A 23,480-nucleotide genomic window follows, 5' to 3' on the forward strand; every position below is an offset into this window, starting at 1 on the left:
GCAATGTCCGTTCCATTTCTCCCAATCGCCAAACCCGTCATGGGCGAGGAAGAGGTGGCAGCGGTCCGTTCGGTGCTCGAATCCGGGTGGCTGACGCAGGGGCCTTGGGTCAAGCGCTTCGAGGAGGGCTTCGCGGCCCGCCATGGCGTCAAGCATGCGTTCGCGGTGACGTCCTGCACCACGGCGCTGCATCTCGCCCTCGTAGCGCTCGGCATCGGCCCGGGCGACGAGGTCATCGTTCCCGCCTTCACCTGGGTCGCGACCGCCAATGTCGTGGTCCATTGCGGCGCGACACCCGTTTTCGTGGATATCGAGGCAACGAGCTATAATCTCGATCCCAGCGCCGTCGGGCGCGCGCTCACCCCGAAGACCAAGGCCGTCATCGCCGTTCACCTCTTCGGCCTTACCGCCGACATGGATCGGCTGCGTGCCGTCGTTCCCGACCATATTCCGATCGTCGAGGACGCCGCTTGCGCGGCTGGAGCCGACTACCGCGGCAAGGCGGCCGGCGCGCTCGGCACGCTCGGCTGCTTCTCGCTGCACCCGCGCAAGTCGATCACCTGCGGCGAGGGTGGCGTCGTCACGACCAATGACGATCGGCTCGCGGCCCTCGTCGATACTTACCGCAATCATGGCGCAAGCATCTCCGAGGAAGTTCGCCATCGCGGACCGAAGCCTTACGAGCTGCCTGAATTCAAGGTCTTCGGCTTCAACTATCGCCTGACCGACGTCCAGGCGGCGATCGCCACGATCCAGCTGGAGAAGCTCGATCGCTTCATCGCCGAACGGAGCGAACTCGCCAAGCTCTACGACGCCGGGCTGCAGCAATTCGACTGGATCAGCGCACCGCTTCGGCCGGAAGGCCAGGTCCACGCGCTGCAGGCCTATGTCGCGCTGGTCGACGAAAAGCGTGCTCCGGCCAGCCGCAACGAGATCCTCGCGCACCTGCAGGCATCGGGCATAGGCGGGCGTCCCGGCACCCATTCCGTCGTCGGGCTGGAGGCCTATCGCAAGACCTTCGGCACCGACCCGGCCGACTTCCCGGTCGCGACCGCCACCGAAGCGCGGAGCATCGCCCTGCCCTTGCACAACCATATGCAAGCCTCTGATGTCGAGCGGGTCATAGCCGCGTTGGCCGCGCTTTGACGCGAGCCATCATCCCGTGAGCTGATCCAGCATGTGCGGTATCGCCGGCTTTCTCAACCGCAACGACGCGCCTGCCGACCCCGCCATCGTCGTCGCGATGCGCGATGCTCTGGCGCATCGCGGTCCCGACGGCGCGGGCCTCCACGTCGACGGACCGCTCGGGTTCGGCCATCGCCGGCTGTCGATCATCGATCTGCGTGCTATCGCCAACCAGCCGATGCATTCGCCCGACAGGCGCTGGACGATCATCTTCAACGGCGAGATCTATAATTTCCGCGAGCTGCGCGCCGAACTGGAGCGCGAAGGCTGGAGCTTCCGAACACTCTCGGACACGGAAGTCCTGATCGCCGGCTGCGTCATCTGGGGCGTCCGCAAGCTCGCCCGGAAAATTGACGGGATGGCTGCCTTTGCCCTCTGGGATGCGCGCGAGAAGCGCCTTCATCTCGTGCGCGACCGCTTCGGCGTGAAGCCACTCTATCTCTGGCGCACCCCTGAACGCATCGCCTTCGCCTCCGAGATCAAGGCCTTCATGGCGCACCCCGATTTCCGGGTGCGGGTCAATGACAGTGCCCTGCGGGAATATTTCACCTTCCAGAATCTATTTCGGGCCCACACGCTGTTCCAAGGCGTGGAGCAGCTCCCGGCTGCGACGATCCTGACCATCGATCGCGACGGCGAGCGGCGCGAGACCTATTGGGACTACGATTTTTCTCACAGCGAGCCGATCGGTGCCGAGGAGGCCGTCGAGACCCTCGAAACCCTGATGAAGCAGGCGGTCGAACGTCAGCTCGTCGCCGACGTGCCGGTCGGGGCCTATCTGTCGGGAGGTATGGATTCCGGCACGCTGGTCGCCCTCGCAAGCCAGCATGTCCCGCGCATGCAGACCTTCACAGCCGGCTTCGAGATGAGCCGCGTCCAGGGGACGGAGGCAGGCTTCGACGAGCGCCGTGACGCCGAGCTGATGGCCTATTGCTACAAGACGGAGCACTACGAACAGGTCATCAATGCCGGCGATATTCGCTGGTCTCTGCCGCGCGTCGTCTGGCATCTCGAGGATCTGCGCCTCGGGATGAGCTATCCGAACTATTACATCGCCAGGCTGGCGTCCAAGTTCGTCAAGGTCTGCCTCTCGGGCGCCGGCGGCGACGAGCTCTTCGGAGGCTACCCCTGGCGCTATTATCGCGTATTCCGCTCGCTCGACCAAGACGACTATCTGTCGAATTACTACGGCTTCTGGCAGCGCCTGACGACCGCCGAGGAGCGCAAGCGCCTGTTCGGCGCCTCGGCCGATGACGATGCCGAGATGTTCGATGTCTTCCGCTCGGTCTATGCCGACGCGCCGCGCCTCTCCTTCGAGACGCCGGAGGACCACATTTCCGCTTCGCTCTATTTCGAATGCCGGACCTTCCTCTCCGGCCTTCTCCTCGTCGGCGACAAGCTCTCGATGGCGAACGGCCTCGAAGAGCGCTTCCCCTTCCTCGACAACGCGCTCGTCGATTTTGCGATGCGGCTACCGGCACGGCACAAGCTGTCCGATCTGGAGCATATGCTCACGGTCGACGAGGACGCCGTCCGCAAGAAGCTCTTGGCGGAGGATTCGTTCGCGGGCGGCAAGAGCTGCCTGCGCGAGGCGATGATGCATGTCCTGCCGCCCGAGATCATGGAGCGCCGCAAGCAGGGCTTCTCCTCGCCGGAAGCCTCCTGGTACCGCGGCGACAATGCGGACTATGTCCGGGACATGCTGCTCGGCACGGATCTCGCGTCGAGCGCCTATCTCGACGCCGATTTCATCCACATCGCGGTGGAAGAACACCTGTCCGGGCGGAAGAACAATCGGCTGCTGCTCTGGTCGCTCCTGTCTTTCGAGCAATGGTGCCGTTGCTTCATCAATGGCGAGAAGCCCTATGCCAGCTAGTGTCCTGCTCCTCGGCAGCACCGATGTCACGCTGGCGGTGGCGCAGGCCGTCGACGCGGTCGGCGCGCAATTGAGCAGCATCGTCACCGTCGGTGACAGTTTCTCGATCTCCTATAGCGAGAAGCGCGTCGCCAATGTTCGCAGCGCTGATCCTGCGGCATGGGCGCAGGACAAGGGAGTGCCGATCATTCCCTTCACGACCTACGAGAATGTGCTGGAACGCCATCAGGGCAAGCTTCCGGCGATCTGTCTGGTTGCCGGCTGGTACCACATGGTGCCACGTCGCTTCCGCGAAACCTTCCCACGCGGCTGCTTCGGCTTCCATGCTTCGTTGCTTCCGAAGCTTCGGGGCGGCGCGCCTCTCAACTGGGCCATTCTGTCCGGTGCGAAAGAAACCGGCGTGACCTTGTTCGAGATGGCCGATGGCGTCGATACCGGCTTGATATTCGGCCAGGAGTCATTCCCGATCGCGCCCAATGCCATGATCGGTGATCTCGTGGTCGCATCACGCGATGCATGCGCGACTCTGACGATGCGTCATCTCGCGGCACTGCTCGACGGCAACGCAAAGGGGCGCCCTCAGGAGGGTGAGGCGAGCTACGGCTTACAGCGCATGCCTGATGATGGGCGAATTGATTGGGCGCAATCGCGTCTGGAGATCGACAGGCTGGTCCGGGCCGTCAGCCGTCCCTATCCGGGAGCCTTCACGACGCTGGGCGAGGACCGGATCCAGATCTGGGCGACCCGAATACCGGACGAAGTGCCGCTCGTCCTCGGTGCACCCGGTCAGATCGTCATGCTCCCGGATTTCGATCTACCGGGCGTCGTCACCCGTGACGGCCTGCTGTTGATCGAAGACGCGACCTTCCCGGACGGCTCCGGCTGCCTCGACAAGCTGCGGAAGGCGGGGCACAAACGCTTCGCGCCCCGTTAGACCAGAAGCCCCGTCAGGCCGACTTCAAGATGTCCTCAGCCATCGCCATCACCTGCCAAGGAGTCTCGAAGCGCTTCGCGCTCGTCGACGGCGGCAGCGCGTGGCGACTTGCTTTCGGCGCCAGCAAGGACGTCCCGGTCTACCAAGCCCTGCATGACATCAGCTTCACCGTCCCGAAGGGGCAGTTCGTCGGCGTGCTCGGCCGCAACGGCGCCGGCAAATCGACCCTGCTGCGGGTGGTCGGCGGCGTCTATGCCGCTGATGAGGGCCGCGTCGCCGTGAACGGCGCCATGTCGGCGATCTACGAACTCGGCCTCGTCGGCAACCCGGAGCTAACCGGGCGAGCCTATGCCGACCGCCTGCTGACCGTCCATGGCTTCTCGCGGCGCGAGCGGGCCGAGATGATCGCCGACATCCACGATTTTTCCGAGTTGGGCGACCGTTTCGAAGATCCGGTCCTGACCTATTCTGCAGGCATGACGGCGCGCCTGTTCTTCGCGACCGCGACCGCCGGCAGCTACGATGTCTATTTGCTCGACGAGATCCTCTCGGTCGGCGACCAGCATTTCCAGGCGAAATGCTGGCGTCGCCTGCGCGATCGCATTTCCGGCGGCGCCTCCGGCGTGCTCGTCACGCATGATTGGAGCGCCATCGTCCGGATGTGCGAGACAGCCTATGTCCTCGACAAGGGCAAGGTAACCTTCGGTGGTCCGGCAGAACGGGCGGCGCGACTCTATCTCTACGGCGAGGACGCGCGTGAAGCGCACCATGCCGGCATCGCAAAATTGCTATCGCGGCCGCAGACGCCCATCGCGGCGACAGCGGGCAAAGATCTCGACATCACGGTCGATGTGCTGGTCGAAACAGCAGCCGAGGTCGGCTGCACATTCGTGATCGAGCGTTTGCAGCCGGGCTTCGGCTGGGAGACCGCCCTGATGTCGCGGGACGTGGCCCCCATTGGATCACACCCCGGTGAATACCAGCTCGCCATCAGGGTTCCCAAGCTGCCGCTCGAGCCCGGCAGCTACCAGATCAGCCTCCATCTGGTGATGCCGGATCGCGATGTGCCGGGACGGCGCATCATCCTCGATGGCTGGTCCTGGCTGAACGGCAACGGGCTTTCGCTCGACATCGTCGGTGACGCTATGCCAGGGGCGGCCTTGCCTTTGCACTGGCGTGTCGGAGCTACTGAAGCGATCGCATGACGGCTGCTCCAAAAAGAATGGACGCGCATGTCAGCGTTCGCAACGTCTCCAAGACCTTCTCGCTGGCCGAGCTCGGCAGTGGACCGGTGTCGCTCCGTGAAGCGCTCCGCACTGGCAAGCGCGTCACGACCTTGCGCGAGGTGCGTGCGCTGCAGGAGGTGTCGCTCGAAATCCGTGAAGGCGAACGCATCGGCATCATCGGCCGCAACGGAGCCGGCAAGACCACGCTGCTTTCGATGCTGGCGGGGATCACCGAACCCTCGGCCGGCCAGATCGAAATCACCGGCGACGTCCACGCGATGCTGACGATCGGAGCCGTGCTCCGCGACGAGGCGACGGGCCGGGAAAACATCTATCTCGACGGCGCCGTGCACGGCAAAACCCGCGACGAGATCGAAGCCCATGTCGAGGAGGTGATCGCCTTCTCCGAACTCGGCGAATTCATCGACCGCCCGGTGCGGACCTATTCCTCCGGCATGAAGGCGCGCCTCGCCTTCTCGATGGGTGCCTTCATCGAACCGGACGTGCTCATTATTGACGAGACGCTTTCGGTTGGCGATGCCTTCTTCGCGGCCAAGGCCGCCAAACGCATGAAGGAGATCACCGCTCAAGGCCGGATCGTCATCGTGGTCAGCCATGCGCTCGGTGTTATCGATGAGATCTGCAGCCGATGCCTTTGGCTCGATCAGGGAAAACTCGTTATGGATGGCCCGGCGAGAGAGGTGACCAAGGCCTATGAGAAGGCCGTCGCCCAGGCCGACGAAGCAGAGCTGGCAGCCAAATTCGGACGGGGGACCACTTTGGCACGCCGAACGGAAGCCGGCCGCCTGACCGATGTTCGCCTCGATCAGGACGGTATGGCGGTCACCGCCAGCGCGCGCGTCCTGGTGCCGCTGCGTCTATCGGCAAGCGGTCAACTCACGCTGGCCCAGAGAGCGAGCGACCTCTGCCTGTCGATCCTCCGGGTCGACGGGCGGAGGATTCTCGAAAGACGCCTCTCGCAAGATGCTGCTCGCCTGCCTGCGAGCGGACCGTTCGACGTCTCGGTCACCTTCGATCCGCTGATCCTCGGCGCCGGCCTCTATCGTTTCGAGTTGACGCTGCTTGACGAGCACGGGCCGGTCGACGCAATCCATCGCGTCATCGAGATCGTCGACGAGGCAGGTCAGTTCGGTGGCGCGCCGCTCCTGCTATACCCACCAATCATCACGGCGACGCCGAAGGGAGAGATTTCATGACGCTCGCGGGGTTTGACCGGCGAGACTATGGGATGCTCCTCAGCCTGTTCCGGATGGCGCTGAGCGACCGTTTCCTTGGCTCCGCCCTCGGCCTGGTCTGGGCCGTGCTCTCGCCGCTGATGCTGATGGGCATCTTCGTCTTCGTCTTCACCTTCGTGTTCCCGAGCCGGTTGCCGGGGCGCGAGGGAGCCCTCCCCTTCGTCATCTGGCTGATCAGTGGCTATGGACCCTGGCTCGGCATCAACGAGGGACTGAGCTCGGCCACCAGCTCGGTCACCAGCAATGCCGGCATCGTCAAGAACATCGCCTTCAAATCGGAACTCCTGCCGGTGGTCGGCGCCATGCTCGGCCTGGTACCGCTCGGCGTCGGCCTAAGCCTGGTCGTGATCCTCAAATTCGTCTCGGGCGAAGGGCTGAGCTGGACAGTGGTCGCCCTGCCGGCCGTGATCGTGCTGCAGTTGCTCTTCGTCTCGGGTGTCGGCCTGTTCCTCTCGGCGCTCAACGTGTTCGTGCGGGATACGGCGCTGGCCCTGCCGAGCGTGCTCACGATCGTGCTGTTCGCGTCGCCGATCTTCTATCCGCTCTCGGCCTACCCGGCCGCGATCCGGGCGATCCTGATCTTCAACCCGTTCTATGTGCTCGCCGAGTGCTATCGCGCTCCGCTCCTCGCCAACAGCTTGCCGCCCGTCTGGATGCTGGCCTATCTCGCAGTGTTTTCGAGCGCGCTGATCGCCGGCGGGCTCTGGTGGTTCCGACGCCTGAAATCCTTCTTCGACACGCGGTTGTGAGTGCGGCCGTGTCAGGTCTCACCGCTATCCATCAGCCCAATTTCTTCCCGTGGATGGGCTATTTCGACAAGATCCGGCGCGCCGACTCCTTCGTCTTCCTCGATGCCGTCGACTATCCGCGCTCGGGTTCGGGTGGCATGGGCTCGTGGTGCAACCGGGTTCGTCTGAACATCCAAGCCGAAGCAAGATGGATCACCTGTCCTGTGAAACGGATGGGTCTCGGAGCTCCGATCAATCAGGTCTTGATCGATGATGATCAGCCCTGGCGAAGCAAGCTCCTGCGCACGCTCGACGCGAATTATCGAAAGGCCCCGCGATACGCTGAAGCGATGGCCGTGCTCCAGCCGTTGATCCAATTGCCACAGACACATCTCAGCACCTTCAACATCACTGTCATCAAGACCATCGCTGCCGAATTGGGATTGAAGACCCGCTTCCTGCTCCAGTCCAATCTACCAAGCGAGGGCAAGGCGACGGAGCTTCTGACGTCGCTCGTCCGCGCGGCCGGAGGCAACGCCTACCTCGCTGGTGGCGGAGCCGGCGGATACCAGCAGGATGCCCTCTTCTCCAGCCATGGGATCGAACTCGTCTACCAGGAGTTCTCGCCGCGCCCTTACGGCGACGCAACACGCTTCATTGCAGGCCTGTCGATCATCGACTACCTGATGCATGACGGACGCCCCCTCGACGCCTTCATGGAGTAACTTTGTGCTTGCCGGGACCAAGGTCGCGCTGACTGCACTGCGCCGAGACGACGCCGAAACCCTGCTCGGCTGGATCAACGATCCCGCGACCGTCAGATTCAACGCGCCCTTCGCGCCTGTGCATGAGCCGGCGCATCTCGATTGGTTCGAGCGTGTGACGGCGGACTCGGCGCGCATCATTTTCGGCATCCGCGATGTCGTAACCATGCGCTTGGTCGGCGTCGTGCAACTGGTCGATATCCACCCGATCCACCGCAGCGCCGAGCTGATCATCCGGATCGGAAGCGATGGGGATCGAGGCCAGGGCTACGGCACCGAAGCGGTCCGCCTCGCTGCGTCCTTCGCCTTTCGCGACCGCAATCTGCAACGCGTCTCACTGAAGGTCTTCGCTGACAACGCCAGAGCGATCCGTGCCTACGAGAAGGCCGGCCTGCAACAGGAAGGCGTTCTCCGTCGAGCGGCCTTCATCGATGGCCGCTGGTGTGACGAGGTCGTGATGGCGATCCTGGCGAATCCCCTCCCATGACGCAGCTGTCGGAAGGGTTCGAGGAATTCACCGAGATAGGCTTTCGCGAGTTGTTGCTGGGCCTGAAAGCCGGGGGGTATCGCTTCGCCCGCTATGGCGAGGAAGCAGCCGATCGCCACGTCATCTGGCGGCATGACGTTGACAATTCCATGCACCGAGCGGCCAGGCTCGCCGAAATCGAAGCACGGGAAGGCGCGACCGCGACCTATTTCGTCAATCCGCGCTGCGCCTTTTACAATCTGCTCGAGCCCGAAATCGCGCAGGTTCTCGAGCGAATCAAAGGATTGGGCCATGAGATTGGCCTACATTTCGATGCAGGGGCCTATGGCATCTCGACCTGGACCGCCGCAGAGATCGAGAAAGCGCTCTCCCGCGAACGCCTAATCCTCGAGACGATCCTCGGCACACCGATCCGATGCGTCAGCTGGCACAATCCGGACCTGTCGAACCTACTCGAGTTCGACGCTGACCGCATCGGTGGCCTGTGCAACGCGTATAGTGCGCTTCTGCGGCGCGACTATACCTACTGTTCCGACTCGAACGGTTATTGGCGTTTCCAGCCGATGCCCGATGTGATCGCCGCCGGCCATCCGCGACTGCATCTCCTGACCCACCCCGAGTGGTGGACTCCGGACCCGATGCCGCCGTCCGAGCGCATCGACCGCGCCATCATGGGACGGGCGCGGGCCGTGCGTCGCGATTACGACGCCCTGCTCGCTCGCGGCGGGCGTCGTAACATTACGACATAACGCTGATTCAGCTTCAGCTCAGGCGCCGTATTTCCGCACATCGGGCACGAAATGCGCGTGGCTCATCATGCAGCGCATGATGGTCGGCTTGTTCGCCTTCGTCCATTCGACCGTGCGGCGGATGCCCTCCTCATGCGGCACCTGCGCCACGAAGCCGAGCTTCTCGCGGGCCTTGTCGGTGGCGGCGAAGCGCTGGCCCGAGCGGTCCCAGTCGCGGGCCGGGGTCAGTGCGATCGGCGTCGTGTTGCCGGTCGCCGCGTTGATACGCTCGGCGAGCTCGCGGATCGAGATTTCGGCGCCCGAGCCGAGGTTGTAGATCTCGCCCGGTTCGCCCCTGAGACCGCAGGCCATGAGGCCGCGCGCCATGTCCTCGACGAAGATGAAGTCGCGGGTGGCAATGCCGCCGTTCTCGACCGGCAGAGCCTCGCCATGCAGCGACTTCCAGATGAAGGTCGGCGTCACGTTGCGCCAGACCGTCGCCGGCGTGCCGCGCCAGCGGCCGGCGCCCAGGATCTCGCCCGGCCCGTAGACGTTCTGGAAGCGCGCCTTGACGAAGGGCAGCCCATGCCGGGTGAAATAGTAGTTCCCGTACATCTCGCCGATCAGCTTCGAGATCGAGTACGGGCTGTCGTGGAAGAGCGAGACCGGAGCGTCCTCGGTGGTCGCGCTGGCACCGTCGAAGGTCTTGGCCGCGACCGCGCAGCCGGCCGCCGAATAGACCACCTTCTTCAGCGACTTGATGTCCTTCAGGCGCTCGAACAGCTTCAGCGTGGTCAGCGTGTTGTTCTCGTGATCCATCAGCGGGTCGTGGATCGACGACTGGTTCCCGTGGAAGCAGGCGAGGTGGTAGGCGTAGTCGAGATCATTATCGAGCTCGGCCAGGATGCGATCGCTGGTGATCGGCCCCGAAACCAGCTTCACCGCCGGATCATCCGGGACGTTGACCGGATCGGCCGAGAGGAAGTTGTCGACGATCGTCAGCTTGCGCGGCTTCTCGCGCAGGATCTGCTTGACGAGGTTGGAGCCGACGAAGCCGGCGCCGCCGACCACCAGCACGTTCTTGCCAGCGAAGCTTTCGGTCATGGGAAATGTCCGTTTGGAAGATGGGGGGCGGAGCGAACCCGTCAGGCGAAGGCGATCAGGCCTTCGCCGGCGGCGCCTTGAGGTGGCTGTAGATCGCGGTGACGCCGTGCTGGTCGTACCAGGCCAGCATCCGCCGGATGGTCTGCTCGAAGGAGTAGCGCGGCTTCCAGCCGAAGGTCTCGATCGTCTTCGACGGGTCGAGCACGACGGCGGGCACGTCGTCGGCGCCGGGCTCCACCTCCGGCACCGGCTCCGAGAGCGTGATGCCGAGATGGTCGACGACGATGTCGAAGATCTCCTTGATGGTATGGCCGGTGCCGGTCGAGACGTTGAACACGCCGGTCGGCGCGCCGTCCGCCATCACCACGTCCATGACCGAGAAGAAGTCGTCCATGTCGACGAAGTCGCGCACGGTCTTGGAGCAGAAGCAGCCCTTGCCGGCCTTCAGGCGGGTGTAGAAGGTCGGGATCGGGCCGATGGCCAGGCGCGGGCCGGTGACGTTGGCGAGCCGCAGCGAGACGAAGGGCAGGCCCGACATGGCGAGGTAGTTCTCGCCGGCCTGCTTCGAGATGCCGTAGCTGGTGAAGGGGCGCGCCGGGGCATCCGCCGGGATCGGCACGATTTCCGGCCTGCCATAGCCGAGCGCCGTGTGGAAGTTCACGAAGCGCCGGACGCCGGCCGCCTTCGCCGCCTCGACGACCTGGATCGTGCCCTCGACATTGGTGCGCGTATCCTCGAGCCAGTCATCCGGGTCCTTGTAGGCCGCGGCCGAATGGACGACGTGGCTCGGCTTGAACTCGGCGAAGAGGCGATCGAGCAACGCACGATCCTCGACCCGCCCCTCGACCACGCGCATCGCCGGGTGGGCTTCCGGCAGGGAGCCACGTTGGCCAGTGGCGAAGTTGTCGAGCACGAGAACCTCGTGCCCGCCCTCGAGATAGCGCTCGGTCAGGTTCGAGCCGAGGCAGCCCGCCCCGCCGGTGATCATGATACGCATATGATCCGCCTCAGCCCTTGGCCGCCGTGTTGATGTCGGCGCGGGCTTCCTTGAGATGCGTATAGCCGCCAACCACGCCTTCCTTCTCCCAGCGCTCGACCGAGAGCCGCGCGATCTCGTCGAGCGGCGTGAAGGTCACGTCGCCGAAATCAGCGAAGGTGCGGGAGGGATCGAGCAGGATCGAGGGCGCATCGTCGGGCCCGAGCGGCTTGACCTCCGGCTCCGGATAGTCGTTGAGCTTCATCGCCTTCACAACCGCGTCGTAGAGCTCCTTGATCGCCACGTCCTTGCCGGACGAGAAGTGATAGATGCCGTTGCCCTTGCCGTCGGCGGCCTGGACGACGACGCGGGCCAGGTCGCCCGCATAGCAGAAGTCGCGCCGCGCCGGGGTGACGAAGCACTTCTTCCCCTCGGCCAGGCGGCCATAGAAGATCGGCAGCGGGCCGGAGACGTTGCGCGGGCCGATGACGTTGGCGAGGCGGAAGGTCACCCAATCGACGCCCGAGAACTGCACGTAGTGCTCGCCGGCGGTCTTGGAGATCGCGTAGCTCGAGTTCACCGGATTGATCGGATGGTCGAGCTGGATCGGCTGCTGCAGCGGCTTGGTGCCGTAGCACAGTGCCGTCTGGAAATAGATGAGACGGCCGACCTTGTGGAGCTTGCAGCCCTTGGCGATGTTGGCGCCGCCAACGGCGTTGACGAAGGCATCGGTCTCCCAGTCCTCCGGATCCTTGTAGGACGCGGCGGTGTGGACGACGACATCCGGCTTGAAGTCCGAGAAGAGCTGGTCGACCAGCTTCCAGTCGGTGATCGAGCCCTCGACCTGGGTCAGGCGCTCCTGGTCGAGCAGATTGTCGCGACGGCCGGTCGAGAAGTTCTCGAGCGACATCACGGTGTCCCCGCGCGCCAGGAACATGTCCGCCGCCGTCGAGCCGACTTGGCCGGAGCCACCCGTAATGAAGACCTTCATCGTGCTATTCCCGTGATTGCTGAAGTTACTGGGCCGCGACCTGGGCGGGCTCGACCTCGTCGAGCATCCGCCGATAGTCCGCGGCGCGGTCGTGGAAGATCTGCTGCCAGAGCTCGAGGCTGAGCAGCCCCCAGGTCTTGCGCGAGAAGCGCTCGGCCTTGTCGAAATTGGCGAGGATGGCATCCGAGTTGAAGAACTCGCGATGGCGGGTCTTCTGGGTCGCGAAGATGTCGGCGACCATGTCCTTCAGCTCGCCGGAGAACCATTCCTTGAGCGGCACCGGGAAGCCCATCTTGTCGCGGCGCTGCGCCAGCTCCTGCGGCAGGTCTCCCGAGAAGGTCGACTTGATGAAATGCTTCATTTGGCCGCCCTTGAACTTGATGTCGGCCGGAATCGTCGCGGCGAATTCGACCACCGAATGGTCGAGCAGCGGCACGCGCGATTCCAGCCCATGCGCCATCGACATCCGGTCCTCGACCTGCAGCAGCGCCGGCAGCAGGCACTTGAAGTCGAAATGCGTCATCGAGTCGAAATAGGCTTCCTTCTTCACGTTCCGCTCAGAATTGAAGATCGCCTGGAAGCGGGTGAAGACGCCGGCACGATCGAGCGCCGACCAGTCGACCTCGTTCTCCATGTCGGCTGAACGGTCGATCAGGCGGAAATAGCGCTCGTCCAGCGGGCCGAACAGGCCCTTGGAGAAGAGCTGCCGGATCAGCGGCTTGTATTCCTGCAGCACGGTCAGGTGCGGGATGATCGATTCCGGCGTGACGACGAAATTGCCGCTGCGCTGCGTGCCGTCGATCGACGCCTTCAGCGCCTGCTCCAGATAGGCGATCAGGTAGCGGGCGTAGCCGCCGAAGATCTCGTCGCCGCCCTGGCCGCCGAGTACGACCTTGACGTGCCGGGCCGCCAGTTCGGAGACCATGTATTGCGGGAAGGAACCGGGACCGCCGACCGGCGTATCGAGGTGATAGAGCACCTTCTCGATGTTGTTGCGGAAGTCGCCCGCGGTGATCTCGATCTGGTGCAGGTCGATGCCGCCGTCCCGGCAGGCGGCCTCGGCGAAAGAGCTCTCGTCATAGCCGGGGAACTCGGTGAACTTGCCGTGGAAGCCGATACGGCCGGAGGCCTCCTCGCGGCCGGCGAGAATGCCGATCAGGCTGGAGTCGATGCCGCCGGAGATGTAGGCGCCGACCGGCACGTCCGAGCGCAGATGCACCTTGATAGAATCCGACAGGCGCGCGCGCATCTCGTCGCCGAACCAGCGCGGCGTATGGTCAAAGTCGATGTCGTAATGGACATCCCAGTAGCGGAAGACCCTGACCTCGCCATTCTCCACGGTCAGCGCGTGGCCGGGCAGCAGCGTGTGGATGTGCTTGAAGAGGGTCTTCTCGCCGATCGTGTACTGGAAGGTCATGTACTCGGCGAGCGCGTCCGGGTCGGTCGCGATCTCGGGCAGCAGCGGCAGCAGCGCCTTCATCTCGGAGGCGAAATACAAGGTCCCGTCGACCACGGCGTAGTAGAAGGGCTTGATGCCGAAACGGTCGCGCGCGGCGAAGAAGCGCTCGCCGTCCCACAGGCTGAAGGCGAACATGCCCCGCAGATGCCGCAGGCAGTCGATGCCCCATTTCGCGTAGGCGGCCAGCACGGTCTCGGTGTCGGAGGAGGAGCGGAAGCTCCAGCCGTCCTTCAGCTCGGCCATCAGCTCGACGTAATTGTAGACCTCGCCATTGAAGGTGATGACCGTGCCGTCATTGCCGACCATGGGCTGGCGGCCGGTCGGCGACAGATCGATGATCGCGAGGCGCCGATGGGCGAGACCGACACTTCTGGAGGGATTGCTCCAGAAGCCATGTCCGTCCGGACCGCGATGTGCGATCAACTGGTTCATGACCCCAAGAGCGCGATCAAGCTTAGGAATAGGCTGGTGCGCGAGCGATACCGCTCCTGCTATTCCACACATTCGCACAGTTCCCGCATTTTACGAAAAGGTTGGCTTTAGCTGGCGCCGCATGAACGTGGCATGCGGCTGTATCAAGCGAGCAACCTCTTGTCAGCTTCCTTCCCAAAGAGCGCGTCGTAAGCTCGCAACATCCGCATCCGCTCCTCTTCCCAAGAGAGGTCTTGAGCAGCCTTAAGCGCGTTCTGCTTCATCTCATCGATCTTTGCGCGCGTCAGTCCGTTGATTGCCGTGGCGATCACGTCGGGGGATACTCCATGAAATGTAATGCCATGCCTGTGGTGACGAACTAGCGCAGCCATTTCCGGCAAATCCGAGACACACAGCGCCAACCCTGCCATCGTGTACTCGAAAAACTTGTTTGGCAGTGCGTACTCATTATGAAGTGAATGGCCGGGTAGCGCGAACAGTCCTACATCAAACGCACTTGCTTCCTGCACCAGCTTCGTCATCGGAACTGGCGGAACGATCTCGACCCGACCCCGCACACCAGCTTTGTCGATCTCGGCTTCTAAACTCCGACGATAGTCCTCGCTGGCCGGCCCCCGAATTGTAAGGTCGTATTCCGGACGCCATAAAGCCACCGACCGGATACACTCTTCCAAGCCGCGATGATGCCAGACCGCTCCGTGATAAAGCACCCGGACACGCTCTCCCGTCGTTCGAGGCGGCATTTTTTGATATAGCGGGGTGCTACGAACCGTCTGCGGCTTCTCGGGCAAGCCGTGGATCGCTTGGAGGCGCTCGGCGATGCCCGTCGAAACGGTCGTGACCACGGCCGCGCCGCGAATGAAACGCTGTTCGGTCTCAAGGCGAATGGGGCGTTGAACGTAGCGCCAGAGTTTGCGCTCATTGAACTCCTCAGCCGCGAACTCATGCGTATCGTAAACGTATGGCACTCCTTGTTCGCCCGCGATGCGGGAGATGATCGGAAGCGATGTCCAGTCGTTACCAAGCCAGAGATCTGCATTTTGACGTCTAGCGAGCGCATAGATGTCCCAGAACGTACTATTCAGCGTCCAGTAAATGGTCTCAGCTAACGCTTTATCGAAAAAGACACGCAAAAGGCGCAGATCATAGGCATCATCATGACGGTTTGCCCGCACCGCGCGCCGTTCAGCAAGCGCCAAGGACGCAATTGCTAACCGGCGAATACCTCGCGTCCTATACGGCGTTTCAGGCATCGTCGGCGGAGTAGGCAATTGACGAGCGTCTTCGGGGGTCTCGATTGACCACGCCGGTGCACTTTCAACTTTGCTCTGGAGGCCAAACGCCTTCACATCCCAGCCGAGATCGTAAAAGGCATCGCCCTGTCGGCGAACTCGAGGGTCGTCCGCGATCGGAGAAATGGAAACGAGACCAACGATCGGCTTGCGACCCAGCCGCTCAGCCAGCGCCTTCATCCCGGGCAATTCGTCGATGCTGTTCTGCCGCGTTTGAAGGTGAGCATTCATCATCACATCCCCACGCCGAAACGCTCACCCCAGATGCCGAGGTTCACGATACGCCATAAGGTGAAATCCACATTGCGATCTCCGTCGAGCATGTCCTTGGCCAGCGCACGGACACCGTCTGCGTTCATCAATCCTGGATAACGGACCAAAGTCGTTTCGATACCTTCTTCAATCAAACCGCGCAGCGGGCCTCGGAACCACACTTGCTCGGGCGTCGCAAAGCCGAGCTTGTCCCGTCGTTCCTTGACCACTTCTGGGAGAACTCCGTTCATGCCCTTGCGCAGCACGCGCTTGGTATCTCCACCCACTATCTTATGGTCATTACCCAGAGCGAGATTGAACTCGACCAGCGGGTGGTCGAGGAACGGCACGCGCGCTTCGATCGAATGCGCCATCGAATTGCGATCTTCCCAATGCAGCAGCATGGCCAGATTGGAGCCATAGGTCAGGGTCATGCACAGCGTGCGGAGATCGGTGACGTCCGGCAGGCCCAGCTCATCGCTCGCCAACTGGAACGCCGTGATCGGGTTTCCCTTCTCACGTAACAGTTCCGTCCCCAGCCAATCGTGCTGCGTGAACTGGCGGTGTTTTTGCCGCAATGCGCCCGCGAGGCCACGCGGAAGAAGCGGAACCACATACTGGCGCAACTGGTCCTGAATGGAAGTTCCGTGATAACGGCTTCGTTCGAGGATAGTACGTAAAAGCTTCCCAAATTGTCGACGCTTGGTCAAATCAGCCATATAATATGGGAAACTGCCGTGATAGCCTGCGAGCTGTTCATCAGCCCCCTGCCCGTCTAGCATCACCTTGACACCGACGCGCCGGGCCTCCTCGAACACACACCATTGCGCGAAGATCGAGGTCGACCCGAAAGGCTCATCCTGATGCCAGGTAATGTCAGCCGCCCGCTGAAATACATCTTCAGCTTTCGGAAAGATGAAATGCGGCTCGGTATGAGCATGTGCCACGACGGCGTCCATGAAGGGCTTTTCATCGACGCTCTTTTCGGCGTAGCAGGCCGACACCGTATTGACTTTGGCCCCACCATCGCGTGAGCCCAGCATTCCTGCCATCAGGCATACAATGGCCGAGGAATCGAGTCCCCCTGAGAGACAAGATCCGACAGGCACATCCGAACGTAGATGCAGGCGAACGGACTCGGTCAGCAGCTCTCGGAAACGCGCAGCCGCCTCGTCTTCCGAAATAGCGAGATCTCCGGCCGCGGCAGGATACCAACGTCGCGAAGCGAGTTCGATTGGCCCCGGGCGGCTCGCATCCACCCGGATGCATTCACCTCCCCGCATCTGGCCGACGCCTTCGAACATCGTTTCGGCAGTATGGTCGGCAATGCCGGCACTGAGAAAATCATGCACACGGGCGACATTCATCCGGCCGCTCACACCAGGCAGGCCAAGCAGTTGCTTGATTTCAGAGGCGAAAGCGGCACCGCGCGGCGTCGACACTAGGTACAGGGGCTTGATGCCATAACGGTCCCGCGCAGCGAACAGAACCTTGTCGCGGCTGTCCCAGATCAGGAAGGCGAACATGCCCCGCAGCCGCGGCAATGCGTCCTCGCCCCAGAGCATGTAGGCGCGCAATAGCACCTCAGAATCGGACTCGGAGACAAAGACTTCGCCCTTCGCCCGCATCTCCTCGCGCAGTTCGATGTAATTGTAGATCTCGCCGTTGAAGACGAGCCAATAGCGCCGCGACGCATCGCACATCGGCTGCAAGCCTGCATCGGAGACGTCGATGATGGCGAGGCGTCGATGACCGAGAGCCACAGGGCCCTTGGGGCTCGCATAGGTCTCCCAACCGCGGCCATCGGGGCCACGATGCGCAACGATATCGATCCGTCGAGGGTCCGGCTCAAAGCCGAGCGACCCGAAAATACCACACATTAGCCAGCCTCGTCGGGCGGAAGCGAGCGATCTCGTCCGCCAGCACAAACAATCTTGCGCAGCCTTATATTGGCGACACCTCAATCGGTCGAGCCCAACGATTTTTTCGTCGCGGCTGCCTTTTCACAGTCAAGCCAGCTCGAGGCCGATTGATCAAATGCCTTCAGCGCTCGCCTTTCAACGCTACGCATGAATTCTCCTCGCCAATTACCACTCCGCCTTCCTCCAGTGCGAGTTTGATGCCTCGCAGGTTGTTGTGGGTCGGCACGCGCCTGGCTTTTTCGAAGTCTCGGATGGTTGAGAGGCCAAGATGGGCCGCCTTGGCGAGGTCTTGCTGGCTCCAATCGAGGAGGGCCCGAGCAGCGCGGCATTGTGCGGGTGTGATCATGCTGCCCACATAGCTTAGTCAACGTTTTTCGTCGAGTATCGACTTTTCCAGTTGACTGCCGGCGCCATAGGAAGGGAACCGTCCGTCACCGACGATTTTCGTCGCTGGAGGACGATGATGACCCTTATCCTGGAGTTCGAGCGCAAGCTCATTTTCTACAAGCCTGGCATTCTCCGCTACGCCATGCGACAGGCGGGACCTCGGTTTTGCATGTCTCAAAACGTGGCCGGGCGGTGTCAGCTATTGTCGCTATCGCTGAAGCGCGGATGGACTGAAGCCAGGGCCGAGCTAGCAGCGCTTCAACGGCTACAGACCCTCGCGTCGGAGGACTGCGCCGGACTTTTTTACAATCGCACGAATATCGCGGCCGCTTCGTCACAGGTGGCCTCCCGGCTCACCCTCGGGTATCGCCAGCTGCATTGAGGGTTCGCCATGCACCGCACTTTGCCCCCTCCGCTGATTGTGACCCCACAGTCACCGTTCGGCGAAATGTCCCTTGATCCCCTGCCCTCGACACCCCGGCTCAGCCCGGCGGAGCTCGCCCAAGCCTACCGAGCCTGGTGGTTCGGAACAAATCGCGCCGGGTCTCTCATCGGGAGGACCAAGCGATGAGCAGCGCCCTGCGCCATCGGCGCGCCTCCGCAGGATCTCGGCTCACCGAGTTGCGTCGAGCTCCTACGATCACCCCGTTGAGCCTGTTGAGTTCCGCGCTCGACCGCGGCGCGGACGAGCATGTGTTGTCTCAGCTGATCGGCCTGCATGAACGCAGTCGCGGAGAAGAAGCGCGCCGGTCCTTTGAGGCAGCTCTCGCCGCAGCCAAAGCCGAGCTTCCGGCGATCGCGAAGACCCAGATTGCCAGTATCGGAGCAAAGCACTACCGCCATGAGGACTTGGCCGAGATTGTCCGCACGGTCGGCCCGGTCCTGGCGCGCCACGGTCTGGCCTACCGCTTCCGCTCGAACAGTGACGGCGAGAAGGTGACCATCACCTGCGTGATTTCGCACCGTGACGGTCATAGCGAGGAGAACAGCCTCTCGGCCAGCGCCGATCACAGCGGCGAGAAGAACGCGATCCAGGCGATCGGATCGACGCTGACATATCTGCAGCGGATGACGCTGAAGGCAGCGCTCGGTCTGGCCGCCGCCGATGACGATGACGGCAAGGCTGCAGGGGTGGGTGAGACCATCACCCGCCAGCAAACCCGGGAGCTTCTCGCGCTGATGGATGAGGTCGGCGGCGAGCGCGAAGCCCTGCTGCGCTTCTTCAAGATCAAGGCTTTTGCGGAACTGCCGGCCCGCCGCTTCCGGCAGGCGCTGGTGATGCTCAATGCCAGGAAGGGAAGAGGCTGACCATGCTCGAGATCATCAACTGCATTCAAGGCTCGCCCGAATGGGTTCAAGCGCGCCTCGGCATCCCGACAGCCTCCGAGTTCGCCTCAATCCTGACCAAGGGTCGGGGCGGCGCCGAGAGCCGCACGCGGCAGAGCTATCTCTACAAGCTCGCCGCTGAACGATTGACCGGCGAGCCAATGGAGACGGTCACGACCGTGCATATGGAGCGCGGCAAGCTGATGGAAGAGGAAGCGCGCAGCGCCTACAACTTCGTCACGGGATCGAAATGTGAGAGCGTCGGGTTCCTGCGCCGCGGTCGGTCCGGCGCTTCTCCCGATGCGCTGATTGGCAAGGATGGCCTCCTCGAGATCAAGACCAAGCTGCCGCATCTCTTGATCGAGGCTTTGCTCAAGGGCGAGTTTCCACCTGAGCACAAAGCCCAATGCCAGGGGCAACTCTGGATCGCCGAACGCGATTGGATCGATCTTGCGGTCTACTGGCCGGGCCTGCCGATCTTCACCTGCCGCGCCGGCCGCGACGAGGTCTTCATTCGCGAGCTTGCCGAGGCCGTCGACGCCTTCAACGACGAACTCGATCGCATCGTGGCGCAAGTCGCCGCCTACCTCTTTGCAAGTCGGGCTGCCGTATATCACGCGGTCAGCCTATGGCTTTGCCAGGCTGCTTCCTCACAAGCGCACTCCCTGAAATTTGTTCACAAGCTCAAGTCGTTCCCTGTTACTTCACGCTGGGAATTTTCATCCAACCTACGGAAATGAGCGGTGTTCTCGGCCAAAAAAACTGGTGATTCCACGGCCGATAATCGTGTTTCCCTGAATTTTCCCAGCTTAACAGGGTAAGGGTGCCTCAGACTCGTTCGCGTCGACCTCCCTCGTCAGCCGGACAAGGCGCATCCCGATCATCACGCTGCTCGCCCCCCTACTTCCCCTTCGACGCCTCATAGAGCGCCTTCGTCTCGGCGTTCATCGGATAAAGCCCCGGCAGCGAGGCGCCTTCGTCGACCTTGGTCATGATCCAGGCTTCCATGCGCTCCTGCTCGGGGGCCTCGGCAAGCACCGCATCGAGCAGCCCGGCCGGGATCAGCACCGCGCCGTCCTGATCGACGACGATGATGTCGTTCGGGAAAACCGCCACGCCGCCGCAGCCGATCGGCTCCTGCCAGGCAACGAAGGTCAACCCCGCAACCGAGGGCGGCGCGGCGACGCCACGGCACCAGACCGGCAGGTTGGTCTCGAGCACCCCGGCAACATCACGCACCACGCCGTCCGTGATCAGTGCGACAACGCCCCGCTTCTGCATACGGGCGCAGAGGATGTCGCCGAAGATGCCGGCGTCGGTGACGCCCATCGAATCGACGACCGCGATGCAACCTTCCGGCATGGCCTCGATCGCGGCGCGCGTGGAAATCGGCGAGGCCCAGGAGGCTGGGGTCGCCAGATCCTCGCGGGCCGGCACGAAACGCAACGTGAAGGCAGGGCCAACGAGGCGCGGCTGGCCCGGTCGCAGCGGCGCCGCACCACGGATCCAGACGTTGCGCAGCCCCTTCTTCAGCAGGACCGTGGTCAGGGTCGCCGTCGAAACGGTCTTCAGGGTTTCGATCGCTTCGGCCGTCAACGTCATCGCAATGCTCCTCGCTGGTCGCGCGACGTTACAGCAGCGGCCCGAAAAACGGCATGCGGTTTTCGGGGAAATCCCATGCGAAAGCAGGGAGCCGAACTGGCGGTAGCGACGCCCGGCCCGTCCAGGGAAGAGTCTCAGACCAGCTCGGAGGCTAGCTTGGAGACCAGGCTGTTGGAGAGGATGACCGGCAAGCCGGCTGCAGCAGCAGCGCGCCTGTGATTCTCGACGAAGCCCATGCAGTCCATCAGCAGCACCTCGGCGCCGCGGCGACGAAGATCTTCGGCTGCCTTGGTGACGGCAGCGAGATCGCCTTGGTAGGGCGATGCCGCCGCATAGATCGGCGGCGACGCCAGCGGCTTCCATTTGCCGGCCTCGCTGTCGATCTGCTCGGCCAGCGGCACGATGATGCCGAGCTGCGCGCCGCGGGTCAGTGCGGCCACCGTCGGCGGCAGGATACGGTCGGGCTCAAGGAAGCGCGCCTGTTTCGTCCTGAGCTTCTCGAAATGCCCGGTGCACAACATCAGGATGGTGGTGCAGCCCTCCGCTTCGAGGGCGTCGAGCTTGCGCTGGGCTGCGGCTTCCGTCCGGGCCCGGTCGATGATCACGGATGATCCATCCAGCAGCTTGGTGATGAGGACCGGCTGGCCGGGAACCGCTGCAAAATCCTCTTCGATCTCGCCGCGGCTCAAATCATCGAGGACGCCTGCGTGCAGGCGCGGCAGGTCCGCCGACAGCACCGCGTCGAGGATCGGGGTGATGTCGGCCCGAGGCGCCTGGCCGATCGTAAGAGTTCCGAGCTTGCCCATGGCGATGGTCCTTTGCGGGAGCGCGAAGCCCCGGGACGGTCGTCCCGGGGCTTCGTCTGGTTCAGGGCTTGTGGAAGTTCTTGAGGACCGAATCGAAGAAGGAGAAGATCGCGTCGCCGGCGATGACGCCCGCGGCGAAGACCTCCATGTCGCCCTCCCCGCTCGTGCCGCGAAGCTTCTCCCAAACCAGCCGGCAGAGGATGCCCGCCAGCACAGCCCAGCCCGCCATCGGGAACGCGATCAGCAGGCCGGTGGCGAAGAGCACGCCGATCTGCCGCTTCGGGCCGCCGATAAACTGCAGGATCGCGCCGGGGATCGCCCACATGAAGAGCTGCCAGGCCACGCCCGGCGCCACGCCGGCCTTGATCGTCGCGGCGTAGACCTTGTCGACCGGCGCCACGAGGTTGCGGTCGAAATAGGACTGGTAGGAGAACAGCACGACGGCGCCGGCGATGACGAAGGCGAACATCGCCGCGAAGAGCTGCTGGCGGCGGCCGTCTCGCTCGAAGGCGGGATCGGCACCGTTACCGCGCAGCAGATAGCCGGCCTTGAGGTCATAGCCCATATCGGCGAAGGCAGGGCCCGTCGCGGCCGAGAAGCCGACGAGCAGGGCCAGTGCCGGCATCGGGAAGCCGATCAGCATGCCGATGATCAACGTGATCAGCGCAACGGCGAAGGCCGGGAACCAGCCGGAATGCATCGCGGCGAGGCCGACGATCAGCTCGTGCACATAGGCCGCGAAGGCAGCGTAGAGCACGAACAGGATCAGCATGCCGATCGACATGTCGGTCATCAGCCCGCCGACCAGCGCAATGAACACCGCGATCACGAGATAGCCGATGGTGCCGAGGCCGAGCGCGCGACGTACCTCGGTGTCGCCGACGCCGGCGGTGGCTTCGCTCCCATTGGCCTTGTCCTCGCGGCGGAAGAGCAGGACCGCGACCTGAAACAGCGCGACGAGACCGGCGCCGATCATGAAGCCGTGCGGGATATAGGCGGCCATCAGATCGCCCTTCGGGATGATGCCGGCGAAGGTCTCCCCACCGAAGAGCTGGCCGGAATAGCCGCGCAGCAGCAGGCCGATGCCGAACATCGTCAGCGCCCAGATGTTGCCGATGAAGGCGACGCCGAAGGCCGACATCGGAATGCCGGTCACCGCTGTCGAGCCGGCAAAACCGATCCAGGCCAGCGGGATCTTGATGAAGGAGGCGATGACGCCGGTGCCGAAGCCGATGCCCATCAGCACCGCCTTGCGGCCGCCCTCGTCACCAGCCTTGATCGCCTCGGCGGCGGCGACACCCGGCGGCCACGCGCCCTGCGCCGGGAAGACGCGGGAGTCGAACATCCGGTAGAGCAGATAGGCGTCGAGCAGCATCGCGAGGAAGGCGCCCGCCAGCATCGGCAGCACCAGGTCCTGCCGGCCGAGCAGCCAGGGGATGCCGACCGGGAGCAGCAGGCTGTTCGCGGCGCCGAAGGTGGCCGAGGAGATCGCGCTCTGGGCCAGATTCTGCACATGGATCGAGCGGTAGCGCACGAAAGCGGCAAGCGGCACGCGCGCCAGCGCCATGGCGGCGAGCGCGCCGATCAGCGAGGTGTTCGCCGTGATGCCGAGCGACACCAGAAGCTGCATGCCGATGATCGAGCCGAAGACACAGAGAATGGCGATCAGCGCCAGTGTCGCCGGCTCGAACAGGCTGGGGTGCCGCTGAGGCACCCCTTCAGTCGGATTGGTCATGCCTCAGTCCCC

At 63.4% G+C, this 23,480-nt stretch carries 21 protein-coding genes; 11 read left to right on the forward strand and 10 right to left on the reverse strand.

From position 1 onward, the window contains the following. The first annotated feature begins 3 nt into the window (after nt 1-3). The 9 genes from CE453_RS23445 to CE453_RS23485 are packed head-to-tail and all read left to right on the forward strand — an operon-like array spanning nt 4 to nt 9,205. Nucleotides 4-1,146 (forward strand): DegT/DnrJ/EryC1/StrS family aminotransferase, encoded by a 1,143-nt coding sequence (locus tag CE453_RS23445; RefSeq protein ID WP_089176762.1) that lies wholly within the window; start codon nt 4-6, stop codon nt 1,144-1,146. A 31-nt stretch (nt 1,147-1,177) separates the two neighbouring features. Further along, on the forward strand, nt 1,178-3,061 hold the full coding sequence (asnB, locus tag CE453_RS23450; protein WP_089176763.1) for an asparagine synthase (glutamine-hydrolyzing): 1,884 nt from the start codon (nt 1,178-1,180) through the stop codon (nt 3,059-3,061). 37 nt (nt 3,062-3,098) lie between these two features. Continuing rightward, nucleotides 3,099-3,995, forward strand: a complete 897-nt coding sequence (locus CE453_RS23455) for a methionyl-tRNA formyltransferase (RefSeq protein ID WP_198302193.1) — start codon at nt 3,099-3,101, stop codon at nt 3,993-3,995. A gap of 29 nt (nt 3,996-4,024) precedes the next feature. Beyond that, a complete protein-coding gene (locus CE453_RS23460) occupies nt 4,025-5,200 on the forward strand; it encodes an ABC transporter ATP-binding protein (protein WP_089176765.1) in 1,176 nt (391 codons plus the stop codon). Further along, entirely contained in the window at nt 5,197-6,438 is a 1,242-nt protein-coding gene (locus CE453_RS23465) for an ABC transporter ATP-binding protein (RefSeq protein ID WP_089176766.1), read from the forward strand. The genes CE453_RS23460 and CE453_RS23465 overlap by 4 nt, the downstream gene beginning before the upstream one ends. Continuing rightward, complete coding sequence (locus CE453_RS23470) at nt 6,435-7,226, forward strand: ABC transporter permease (RefSeq protein WP_089176767.1); 792 nt, start codon at nt 6,435-6,437, stop codon at nt 7,224-7,226. The genes CE453_RS23465 and CE453_RS23470 overlap by 4 nt, the downstream gene beginning before the upstream one ends. Before the next feature lie 8 nt (nt 7,227-7,234). Beyond that, entirely contained in the window at nt 7,235-7,930 is a 696-nt protein-coding gene (locus tag CE453_RS23475) for a WbqC family protein (protein WP_157733164.1), read from the forward strand. Between the two features lie 4 nt (nt 7,931-7,934). Next, complete coding sequence (locus tag CE453_RS23480) at nt 7,935-8,456, forward strand: GNAT family N-acetyltransferase (protein WP_157733165.1); 522 nt, start codon at nt 7,935-7,937, stop codon at nt 8,454-8,456. Then, on the forward strand, nt 8,453-9,205 hold the full coding sequence (locus CE453_RS23485) for a polysaccharide deacetylase family protein (RefSeq protein ID WP_089176770.1): 753 nt from the start codon (nt 8,453-8,455) through the stop codon (nt 9,203-9,205). Before CE453_RS23480 ends, CE453_RS23485 begins: the two co-directional genes overlap by 4 nt. 18 nt (nt 9,206-9,223) lie before the next feature. Here the strand turns inward: CE453_RS23485 and CE453_RS23490 are convergent, their stop codons facing one another. From CE453_RS23490 to CE453_RS23520, 7 genes are all read right to left on the reverse strand, one after another. Then, on the reverse strand, nt 9,224-10,288 hold the full coding sequence (locus tag CE453_RS23490; RefSeq protein WP_089176771.1) for an NAD-dependent epimerase/dehydratase family protein: 1,065 nt from the start codon (nt 10,286-10,288) through the stop codon (nt 9,224-9,226). 55 nt (nt 10,289-10,343) lie between these two features. Then, nucleotides 10,344-11,285 (reverse strand): NAD-dependent epimerase/dehydratase family protein, encoded by a 942-nt coding sequence (locus CE453_RS23495; protein WP_089176772.1) that lies wholly within the window; start codon nt 11,283-11,285, stop codon nt 10,344-10,346. A 10-nt stretch (nt 11,286-11,295) separates the two neighbouring features. Further along, nucleotides 11,296-12,255 (reverse strand): NAD-dependent epimerase/dehydratase family protein, encoded by a 960-nt coding sequence (locus CE453_RS23500; RefSeq protein WP_089176773.1) that lies wholly within the window; start codon nt 12,253-12,255, stop codon nt 11,296-11,298. A 25-nt stretch (nt 12,256-12,280) separates the two neighbouring features. Continuing rightward, nucleotides 12,281-14,218: an asparagine synthase (glutamine-hydrolyzing) gene (gene asnB, locus CE453_RS23505; protein WP_089176774.1), complete on the reverse strand. Its 1,938-nt coding sequence runs from the start codon at nt 14,216-14,218 to the stop codon at nt 12,281-12,283. Nucleotides 14,219-14,289: 71 nt separating this feature from the next. Beyond that, nucleotides 14,290-15,672 (reverse strand): glycosyltransferase, encoded by a 1,383-nt coding sequence (locus CE453_RS23510; protein ID WP_089176775.1) that lies wholly within the window; start codon nt 15,670-15,672, stop codon nt 14,290-14,292. Then, the gene (gene asnB / locus CE453_RS23515; protein ID WP_089176776.1) at nt 15,672-17,570 is read right to left on the reverse strand and encodes an asparagine synthase (glutamine-hydrolyzing); all 1,899 of its coding nucleotides are present in this window, start codon (nt 17,568-17,570) and stop codon (nt 15,672-15,674) included. Before asnB (CE453_RS23515) ends, CE453_RS23510 begins: the two co-directional genes overlap by 1 nt. A 163-nt stretch (nt 17,571-17,733) precedes the next feature. Further along, complete coding sequence (locus CE453_RS23520; RefSeq protein WP_089176777.1) at nt 17,734-17,958, reverse strand: helix-turn-helix domain-containing protein; 225 nt, start codon at nt 17,956-17,958, stop codon at nt 17,734-17,736. A 608-nt stretch (nt 17,959-18,566) separates the two neighbouring features. On the opposite strand from CE453_RS23520, the gene CE453_RS23530 reads away from it, so the two are divergent. Both CE453_RS23530 and CE453_RS23535 read left to right on the forward strand, forming a co-directional pair. Then, complete coding sequence (locus CE453_RS23530) at nt 18,567-19,307, forward strand: ERF family protein (RefSeq protein WP_089176779.1); 741 nt, start codon at nt 18,567-18,569, stop codon at nt 19,305-19,307. Between the two features lie 2 nt (nt 19,308-19,309). Next, complete coding sequence (locus CE453_RS23535) at nt 19,310-20,065, forward strand: lambda exonuclease family protein (RefSeq protein ID WP_089176780.1); 756 nt, start codon at nt 19,310-19,312, stop codon at nt 20,063-20,065. Nucleotides 20,066-20,225: 160 nt separating this feature from the next. On the opposite strand, the gene CE453_RS23540 is transcribed toward CE453_RS23535, so the two are convergent. The 3 genes from CE453_RS23540 to CE453_RS23550 form a co-directional block, all read right to left on the reverse strand. Beyond that, nucleotides 20,226-20,927 carry a ribonuclease activity regulator RraA gene (locus CE453_RS23540; protein WP_089176781.1) on the reverse strand — a complete coding sequence of 234 codons (702 nt, stop codon included), beginning with the start codon at nt 20,925-20,927 and terminating at the stop codon, nt 20,226-20,228. Nucleotides 20,928-21,061: 134 nt separating this feature from the next. Next, nucleotides 21,062-21,733, reverse strand: a complete 672-nt coding sequence (locus CE453_RS23545; protein ID WP_089176782.1) for an AroM family protein — start codon at nt 21,731-21,733, stop codon at nt 21,062-21,064. A 61-nt stretch (nt 21,734-21,794) separates the two neighbouring features. Continuing rightward, a complete protein-coding gene (locus CE453_RS23550; protein ID WP_089176783.1) occupies nt 21,795-23,468 on the reverse strand; it encodes an OPT/YSL family transporter in 1,674 nt (557 codons plus the stop codon). Between the last annotated feature and the right edge of the window lie 12 nt (nt 23,469-23,480).

The sequence above is a fragment of the Bosea sp. AS-1 genome, assembly GCF_002220095.1.
Lineage (GTDB): Bacteria > Pseudomonadota > Alphaproteobacteria > Rhizobiales > Beijerinckiaceae > Allobosea.

Coding starts and splice junctions, on each gene's coding strand:
- CE453_RS23550 (WP_089176783.1), bottom strand. CDS start 23,468: ATGACCAATCCGACTGAAGGGGTGCCTCAGCGGCACCCCAGCCTGTTC.
- asnB (WP_089176774.1), bottom strand. CDS start 14,218: ATGTGTGGAATAGCAGGAGCGGTATCGCTCGCGCACCAGCCTATTCCT.
- asnB (WP_089176776.1), bottom strand. CDS start 17,570: ATGTGTGGTATTTTCGGGTCGCTCGGCTTTGAGCCGGACCCTCGACGG.
- CE453_RS23540 (WP_089176781.1), bottom strand. CDS start 20,927: ATGACGTTGACGGCCGAAGCGATCGAAACCCTGAAGACCGTTTCGACG.
- CE453_RS23535 (WP_089176780.1), top strand. CDS start 19,310: ATGCTCGAGATCATCAACTGCATTCAAGGCTCGCCCGAATGGGTTCAA.
- asnB (WP_089176763.1), top strand. CDS start 1,178: ATGTGCGGTATCGCCGGCTTTCTCAACCGCAACGACGCGCCTGCCGAC.
- CE453_RS23485 (WP_089176770.1), top strand. CDS start 8,453: ATGACGCAGCTGTCGGAAGGGTTCGAGGAATTCACCGAGATAGGCTTT.
- CE453_RS23510 (WP_089176775.1), bottom strand. CDS start 15,672: ATGATGAATGCTCACCTTCAAACGCGGCAGAACAGCATCGACGAATTG.
- CE453_RS23460 (WP_089176765.1), top strand. CDS start 4,025: ATGTCCTCAGCCATCGCCATCACCTGCCAAGGAGTCTCGAAGCGCTTC.
- CE453_RS23495 (WP_089176772.1), bottom strand. CDS start 11,285: ATGCGTATCATGATCACCGGCGGGGCGGGCTGCCTCGGCTCGAACCTG.
- CE453_RS23545 (WP_089176782.1), bottom strand. CDS start 21,733: ATGGGCAAGCTCGGAACTCTTACGATCGGCCAGGCGCCTCGGGCCGAC.
- CE453_RS23465 (WP_089176766.1), top strand. CDS start 5,197: ATGACGGCTGCTCCAAAAAGAATGGACGCGCATGTCAGCGTTCGCAAC.
- CE453_RS23520 (WP_089176777.1), bottom strand. CDS start 17,958: ATGATCACACCCGCACAATGCCGCGCTGCTCGGGCCCTCCTCGATTGG.
- CE453_RS23470 (WP_089176767.1), top strand. CDS start 6,435: ATGACGCTCGCGGGGTTTGACCGGCGAGACTATGGGATGCTCCTCAGC.
- CE453_RS23490 (WP_089176771.1), bottom strand. CDS start 10,288: ATGACCGAAAGCTTCGCTGGCAAGAACGTGCTGGTGGTCGGCGGCGCC.
- CE453_RS23445 (WP_089176762.1), top strand. CDS start 4: ATGTCCGTTCCATTTCTCCCAATCGCCAAACCCGTCATGGGCGAGGAA.
- CE453_RS23500 (WP_089176773.1), bottom strand. CDS start 12,255: ATGAAGGTCTTCATTACGGGTGGCTCCGGCCAAGTCGGCTCGACGGCG.
- CE453_RS23530 (WP_089176779.1), top strand. CDS start 18,567: ATGAGCAGCGCCCTGCGCCATCGGCGCGCCTCCGCAGGATCTCGGCTC.